This window comes from Paraburkholderia sediminicola, from assembly GCF_046030555.1.
GTDB lineage: Bacteria > Pseudomonadota > Gammaproteobacteria > Burkholderiales > Burkholderiaceae > Paraburkholderia > Paraburkholderia sediminicola_E.
In genome coordinates this window covers 1-586 of the sequence record NZ_JAQQCH010000070.1, presented here as the reverse complement: position 1 = coordinate 586, position 586 = coordinate 1, and the positions used below count along the sequence as shown (strand labels likewise).

1 protein-coding gene is annotated in these 586 nt (G+C 62.1%); it reads right to left on the bottom strand.

Annotated elements, in window-relative coordinates:
* Positions 1-150: 150 nt before the first annotated feature.
* Complete coding sequence (locus PQQ52_RS34610) at positions 151-360, bottom strand: hypothetical protein (protein WP_408221528.1); 210 nt, start codon at positions 358-360, stop codon at positions 151-153.
* Between the last annotated feature and the right edge of the window lie 226 nt (positions 361-586).

Below are 586 nucleotides of genomic sequence, written 5' to 3'. Positions count from 1 at the left end.
CCCTCGCGCAGTCGCGGTAGTGGCACATCTGGAATCCGTGCTCTCGCACATTCGGTGTGAGTGACAAGGGCGTCATACTTCCAGCGACGCTACGCGCGCCGAAGCGCACTTCATAAAACCAACCACCGCGTTTTCGTACTCGCGTTTCGCTTAGTATCGTTGCCTGCGATTGTTACAGCACAGCACAGCACAGCACAGCACAGCACGGCACAGCACGGCACAATGCGGCACGGCACCCGCCACCGCCACCGCCACCGCCACCGCCACCGCCACCGCCAATGCCAATGCCACCGCCAATGCCAATGCCAGTGCGACTACGACTGACTGGCAGCCGTGGTTTTTCGGCTTATGGTTTCGCACTTTGATTCGCGTGGCGAGTTCGTCTTTTGGGCACTTGAGCGCTTGGGTGCCTCGCCGAGGCGAAGCCGACTGCCCCTGCTGTGCCCAAACGAAGCCCCGGGTTTCCCATGCAGACCTATCCGCGACGCACGCAGTGCGGAGTGGGAGCTGACGAGCCCTGTGTCACTAACACCGAGGGTGCGAGGGCACGGATTCCAGATGCACCACTACCGTGGCTGTGCGAGGG